Raw genomic sequence first — 6741 nt, 5'->3', positions numbered from 1 at the left:
CCCCGGAGGCCCCCCGCCCGGCCGAGACCACGCCGGAGGAGCCCGCGCTTCCCGCGAACGTGCTGCCGACCACGGAGGCCCAGCAGCAACTGTGGATCCTCTCGCAGATGAACGCGGGCGGCTCCAGCGCCTACAACCTTTCGCTCAGCCTGCGCCTGTCGGGCGTCCTCCAGGTGGAGCTGCTCCAGCGCTCACTCCAGTACGTCGTGGATCGCCACGAGGCGCTGCGCATCCAGTTGGAGGAGACCGGAGAGCAGCAGCGCATCCTCCCGCAGCTCACCGTGGGCCTGCCACTGCACGACCTGTCCGCGCTGTCTCCGGACGAGCAGTCCGCCCAGCTCGCGGCCTGGTACGAAACGGAAGCCCAGTCCCCGTTCGACCTGCACCGGGGGCCGCTGGTCCGCGCGCACCTGCTCAAGCTGAGCCCGCATGATCACCTGTTCGTCCTGACGGCCCACCACGTGGTGGTGGATGGCTGGTCCCTGGGCATCCTCGTGCAGGAGATCGCCCAGCACTATTCAGCGATCCACGAGGGCCGCAGCGCCATCCGTCCCCGGCCTCTCCAGTTCAGCGACCATGTCCGCTGGATGCGGCGGCAGGCCCAGACGCCGGAGATGGCCGCGCACGAGCGTTACTGGCTGGAGCAGCGCGTGGACGCGGTGCCCACCCTGGAGCTGCCCACCGACCACGGCCGTCCGGCCCTGCGCAGCTACCGGGGCGCGCGCGAAACGGTGCGACTGTCGTCGTCCCTCACCCGCTCCGTGCGGGAGCTGGCGCAGCAGCAGCAATCCACCCTCTTCATCCTGCTGCTCTCCGCGTACACCACCTTCCTGCACCGGCTGACGGGCCAGGACGAGCTGCTGGTGGGCATCCCCACCGGCGGTCGGGAGCTGGAGGACAGCGAGCATCTGGTCGCCTACTGCGCGCACCTGCTGCCCATCGTCAGCCACGCGCGGGGGGAGCAGTCCTTCCCGAAGTACCTCCAGGGTCTCAAGCAGACGCTGTGGAGCGCCTATGAGCACCAGTCGTATCCCTTCGCCCGGTTGCTCCACCGGCTGAACCTGCCGCGCAGCACCAGCCACAACCCGCTGGTCAACGTGACGTTCAACCTGGAGCGCCCCCTGGCCGCCGCGAAGATGAGCGGACTGCGCACGGACTTCCATTCCCAGCCCATCCGCTTCGCGGCCTTCGACCTGAGCCTCAACGCCATCGAGGTCGAGGACGGGCTCGTTCTGGACTTCGAATACAACACCGACCTGTTCGATGCCGGGACGCTCCAGCGCTGGACGCGCGGCTTCTACACGCTGCTGGAGGGACTGGTCGCCGACCCGCGACGCCGGCTGGCGGACCTGCCCCTGCTCTCCCCCGCCGAGCGCCATCACCTGCTCACCGCGTGGAACCAGACCCGGGCGCCCTATCGCAAGGACCTGCTGGTCCACGAAATCATCGAGAAGAAGGCTGCCGCGCGCCCGGACAAGGTCGCGGTGGAGTTCGACGGTCAGCTCCTGACGTATGCGGACCTCAACGGGCAGGCGAACCGGCTGGCGTACCACCTGCGCGAGCTGGGAGTCGGGCCCGGTGTGCTCGTGGGTTCGTTCCTGGAGCGCTCGCCCGAGGTGCTCGTCACCCTGATGGCCATTCTCAAGGCAGGCGGCGCCTTCGTGCCGCTGGATCCGGGGCTGCCCCTGGAGCGGCTGAAGTACCTGCTGGAGGACTCGCGCGTCGCGGTGGTGGTGACGCAGGGACCGCTGCTGGAGCTGCTGCCCGTGCACGACGCGAAGGTCCTCTGCCTGGATCAGGATGCGCCCGTGCTCGCGGCCTGGCCGGTCACGGACCTGGAGAACCTCGCGTCACCGGACTCGCCCGCCTACGTCATCTACACCTCCGGCTCCACGGGCGAACCCAAGGGCGTGTCCGTGGGACATGGCGCGCTGGTGGTCCACTGCCAGGACGTGCGCGACCACTACCGGCACTCCGCGAACGACAAGATGTTGCAGTTCGCGTCGTTCAACTTCGATGCGTCGCTGGAGCAGATCCTCCCGCTCTTCATGGTCGGCGCCACGGTGGTGCTGCGGGGCCCGGAGGTCTGGACCGCCGAGGAGCTGCCGCGCCGCATCGTCGAGCAGCAGCTCACGGTGCTGAACTTCCCGACGGCCTACTGGCAGCAGGTGACGCAGCGCTGGAGTGAGTCGCCGCAGGAGCTGGGCGGCCACCGCGTGCGACTGATCATCATTGGCGGGGACACCATCCTCCCCAAGGTGCTGGAGCTGTGGCAGCGCGGGCCCCTGGGCTCGGTGCGGCTGCTCAATGCATATGGCCCCACGGAGGCGGTCATCACCGCGACCACCTTCGAGGTGCCCTCGGCCACGACTCCGTCCCAGGCGAGCGCACGCGTTCCCATTGGCCGTCCGCGCTCCAACCGCACCTTCTACATGTTGGACAAGTACGGCGAGCCGGTGCCCCTGGGCGTGGCGGGAGAACTCCACATCGGCGGCGAGCTGCTGGCCCAGGGCTACCTGCACCGCCCGGAGCTGACGGCGCAGCGCTTCATCCCGGATCCGTTCAGCGACAAGCCCGGCGCGCGGCTCTACAAAACGGGCGACCTGGCGCGCTACCTGCCCGACGGCACGCTCGACTTCCTGGGGCGGACCGACCACCAGGTGAAGGTGCGCGGCTTCCGCATCGAGCTGGGGGAGATTGAAGCGGCCCTGAGCCGGCACCCCTCCGTCCAGGAAGTCATCGTCACCGTGCGCGAGGAGAAGGACGCGGACGCGGCGGGCCACGACAAGCGGCTGGTCGCATACGTCGTTCCCACGGCGCCCGACGCCGTGACGCCCACCGCGCTGCGCCAGTTCCTCCAGGAGAAGCTGCCGGACTACATGATCCCGGCCTTCTTCGTCCTGCTGACGGCCATGCCGCTCACCGCGAGCGGCAAGCTGGACCGGCGCTCGCTCCCCGCGCCCGACCCGTCCACCAGCGCGCCCACGAAGCCGTTCGTCGCGCCGCGCAGCCCGACGGAGCAGGCGCTGTCGGAGGTGTGGATGAAGGCGCTGCGACTGCAACGCGTGGGCGTCCACGACGACTTCTTCGAGCTGGGCGGCGACTCGCTGCTCGCGACGCAGGTGGCCTCGCGCATCCGTGAATCGCTGCGGTTGGATCTCTCCCTGGAGCGCATGTTCCAGGCCCCCACCATCGCGGGCCTCGCCGAGTACCTGGACACCCTGACCTGGGCCGCGAAGGCCACACCACCCGTGTCCGCTTCGGAAGCGAACCGTGAGGAGGGCGAGCTGTGAGCGGCCTGGATGAACTGCTGACGCAGCTCCGCAAGCAGGACGTGCGGCTGTGGATGGAAGGCGAACGCCTGCGCTTCAGCGCGCCTCCGGGCGTGATGACCCCGGAGCTGACGGGGCGGATGAAGGAGCGCAAGGAGGAGATCACCGCGTTCCTGCGACAGGCGGGACAGTCACTCCAGGCCGCCGCGGAGCTCATCCCGACGGGGCCGCGCGAAGGGGACGTGCCGCTGTCTTCCGGACAGCAGCGCCTGTGGTTCCTGGAACAGCTCCAGGGACCGAGCGGCGCGTACAACATGCCCGCGGCCCTGCGCCTCGAAGGCGTGCTGGATGTGGACGCGCTTCGCCGGAGCCTGGAGGAGATCGTCCGTCGTCACGACATCCTCCGGACGACCTACGCCCAGGTGCAGGGACGTCCCGTGCAGCGCATCCAGCCCGTCGCGCCCGTGCCGCTGCCACGCGTGGACCTCCAGGCACTGCCTGCGGACATGAGGAGCGCGGAGGTCCGGCGGCTCGCGGCGGAGGAGGCGCGCAAGGCCTTCGAGCTGTCGCGCGACCTGCCGCTGCGGTTGTGCCTGCTCCAGCTCGATGCCCGCGAACACGTGCTGCTGCTCACGCTGCACCACATCGCTTCGGACGGTTGGTCCATCGGGGTGCTGGTCCGCGAACTGGCGGAGTTCTACCGGGCCTTCACCACCGGCACGGCGCCGTCACTGCCCGAGCTGCCGCTTCGCTACGCGGACTTCGCGCACTGGCAGCAGGAGCGCGCCACGGGTGGCGCCATGCAGCCGCAGCTCACGTTCTGGAAGGAGCATCTGGCCGGTGCTCCGGGCCTGCTGGAGCTGCCCACCGACCGTCCCCGTCCCGCCGCGCAGCGCTTCCAGGGCGCCACGCGGCGCTTCACCGTGCCCGCGGACCTCGTCGCGCGGCTCAAGGCACGCGGACGTGAGGCGGAGTCCACGCTGTTCATGACGCTGCTGGCGACCTTCGGCGTGCTGCTGTCGCGCCACAGCCGGCAGAAGGACCTGGTGGTGGGCTTCCCCATCGCCAACCGGCTTCCGCAGACGGAGCCGCTCATCGGCCTGTTCGTCAACACGCTGCCCCTTCGCCTCAAGCTGGACGGGGAACCCTCGTTCTCGGAGCTGCTGGGACAGGTGCGCCGCACCACGCTCGCGGCCTCCGTCCATCAAGCGCTGCCCTTCGAGCAGTTGGTCGAAGCGCTCCAGCCGACCCGCGCGCTGAGCCACTCGCCGCTCTTCCAGGTGCTGTTCACGCTCCAGAACACGCCCACCGAGCCGCTGACCCTGCCCGGGCTCGCGATTGAACAACTGGAGATCGAAAGCGGCACGTCGCAGTTCGACCTCTCGCTCTCCATGAACGAAACGCCGCACGGGCTCGTCAGCGACCTGACCTTCGACACCGACCTGTTCGACGCCGCGACCCTCGAACGGATGACGGGACACTTCCTGTCCCTGCTCACCGCCGTGGCGGACAACCCCGCGCAGCCCGTCTCCCGGATGCCCCTGCTCACCGAGCCCGAGCGGACGCTCCTGCTGCGCGACTGGAACGCCACGGCCCGCGAGGTGGCACCTTCGCAGGGCCTGCACGGCCTGTTTGAAGTCCAGGCCGCACGACGCCCGGACGCCATCGCCGCCCGCTTCGAAGCGCACGCGCTGAGCTACGGTGAGCTGGAGGCGCGCTCCAACCGACTGGCGCACCACCTGCGCTCCCTGGGCGTCGAGCCGGGACAGCGGGTCGGCATCTTCATGGAGCGTTCCCTGGAGCTGCTCGTGGGACTGCTCGGCATCCTCAAGGCCGGCGCGGCGTACGTGCCGCTGGATCCGCTCTACCCCGAAGAGCGTCGGGCCCACATCCTGGAGGACAGTGGCGTGGCGCTGCTCGTGACCGAGCCAGCACTGGCCGCGCAAGCCCCGACGCACCAGGTCCGGACGGTCCTGCTGGCGGACGCGGAACAGGCCTCTTCGGATCCGCTGCACCTGTCGCTGTCCGGTGAGCACCTGGCCTATGTGCTCTACACGTCGGGCTCCACCGGGAAACCCAAGGGCGTGGCGGTGCCCCACCGCGCGGTCACCAACTTCATGGCGTCGATGCAGCGCGAGCCCGGCATCACCGACGCCGACACGCTCTTCGCGGTGACGACCATCGCCTTCGACATCTCCGTGCTGGAGCTGTTCCTGCCCCTGAGCGTCGGCGCGCGCGTGGTCATCGCCAGCCGGGAGACGGCCGTGGATGGCACGCGACTGCTTCCCGCGCTCGCGGCCAGCGGCGCCACCGTGATGCAGGCCACGCCCTCCACGTGGCGGATGATGCTCGCGCTGGGCTGGGCCGGGGACTCGCGGCTCAAGATGCTGTGCGGTGGCGAGGCCCTTCCCCCGGAGCTGATTGCGCCGCTGCGGGCCCGGGGTGCATCGCTGTGGAACATGTACGGCCCCACGGAGACCACCATCTGGTCCACCGTGTCGCGCGTGGAGGAGCAGGCCCGGCTCACGATCGGCCGACCCATCGACAACACGCGGGTGTACGTGCTCGACGCGTGGCTCCAGCCCGTTCCCGTGGGCGTGGTGGGCATGCTGTACATCGGCGGACTCGGGGTGGCCCAGGGCTACCTCCACCGTCCGGACCTGACCGCTGAGCGCTTCGTGCCGGATCCCTTCAGCCGTGAGCCCGGAGCCCGGCTGTACTGCACGGGTGACGGCGTGCGCGTCCTGCCGGATGGCGCCCTGGCCTACGTGGGCCGCGAGGACGGGCAGATCAAGCTGCGCGGCCACCGCATCGAGCTGGGAGAGATTGAAGCGCGGCTGAGCCTGCACCCCGGCGTCCACGAGGTGGCGGTGCGGGTGTGGGAACTCGCGGGCAGCTCGGAGCTGGTGGCCTATTTCCAGCCCGGCACTGGCGACGCTCCGGAGGCCCAGGCGCTCCGGGAGCACCTGCGCTCGCATCTGCCGGCCTACATGATTCCGTCGCACTTCGTGGCGCTGGAGTCCTTCCCTCGCACGGCGAACGGCAAGCTCGACCGCAAGGCCCTGCCCTCGCCCACGCCGTCCCAGCGCGCGACCGCCGCGTTCGAGCCGCCGCGCACGCCTCTGGAGATCCGCCTCGCGGAGATCTGGCGCGAGGTGCTGGGCGTGGAGCGCGTCGGCCTGCACGAGGACTTCTTTGAACTTGGCGGTCATTCGATGAAGGCCGTGCAGATCCTCGCCCGCGTGCAGGAGGCCTGGAGCGTGGACGTGTCCCTGCGCGTCCTCTTCGAACGGCCCACCCTGGAAGCCATGGCGAAGCACCTGGAGGCGCGGCAGCAGGGCACGCCTTCCGTGACACCGCCTCCGCTCGTCGCGCGCCCCCGACAGGCCCGCCGCGTCCAGGCCACCTCCCGCGCCGACCTCAACCTGCCCGAGTCCCCCAACAAAGGGGACTGAAGGCAGCCCTTCCT

Annotated in this window: 2 protein-coding genes; both read left to right on the top strand. The window is 69.9% G+C overall.

Features of this window, described 5'->3' with window-relative positions:
- A partial coding sequence (locus D7X74_RS14370; RefSeq protein WP_120533522.1) for a non-ribosomal peptide synthetase occupies positions 1 to 3293 on the top strand: 3293 nt, incomplete at its 5' end.
- 53 nt (positions 3294 to 3346) lie between these two features.
- Entirely contained in the window at positions 3347 to 6727 is a 3381-nt protein-coding gene (locus tag D7X74_RS14365; RefSeq protein ID WP_370450751.1) for an amino acid adenylation domain-containing protein, read from the top strand.
- Positions 6728 to 6741: the final 14 nt, after the last annotated feature.

The organism is Corallococcus sp. CA047B (assembly GCF_003612065.1).
In the GTDB taxonomy this organism is placed as follows: Bacteria; Myxococcota; Myxococcia; order Myxococcales; family Myxococcaceae; genus Corallococcus; species Corallococcus praedator.
This window is presented reverse-complemented; position numbering and strand designations above follow the sequence as displayed.

Coding starts and splice junctions, on each gene's coding strand:
- D7X74_RS14365 (WP_370450751.1), top strand. CDS start 3,347: ATGGAAGGCGAACGCCTGCGCTTCAGCGCGCCTCCGGGCGTGATGACC.